Origin of the sequence: Globicatella sp. HMSC072A10, assembly GCF_001811625.1 — a bacterium.
Taxonomy (GTDB): Bacteria; Bacillota; Bacilli; order Lactobacillales; family Aerococcaceae; genus Globicatella; species Globicatella sanguinis.
This window is the reverse complement of sequence record NZ_KV805781.1, coordinates 1-389: the sequence shown is the minus strand read 5'-3', so window position 1 is coordinate 389 and position 389 is coordinate 1. Positions and strand designations below refer to the sequence as shown.

Annotated in this window: 1 protein-coding gene; it reads right to left on the bottom strand. The window is 35.2% G+C overall.

Annotated features, from left to right (window positions below; translation table 11 throughout):
* The coding region (locus HMPREF2811_RS08265; protein WP_210386565.1) for a transposase at positions 1 to 389 on the bottom strand (389 nt) is incomplete at both ends.

Below are 389 nucleotides of genomic sequence, written 5' to 3'. Positions count from 1 at the left end.
TTCTTTTCTCCTTCATATTTTTTAAAGAGTTCATTTTTAACAATACGAGCAATCTTAATATCCTGAATACGAAATAGTGCCTTGATGTCTTCTTTAAATTCTTTAGTCTCTTTTTTCGGTGTTTTATCTAAGATATTTCTTAAGAAGTGAACCTGACATCTTTGCCAAGAAACATTAATGAAGGTTTCTTTAATTGCTTTTACTAGACCCGCGTGTGCATCAGATATAACCATTTTTAGGCCATTTAGGCCTCTTTCTTTTAAGTGGTTAAAGAAACGGGACCATGAGTAATCACTTTCGCCGTCACTGATGTCAAAACCGAGGAGTCTTCGTTTGTCTTCTTCACTAATTCCGATTGCGATATGGCATGCTTTGGATACAACCTTATG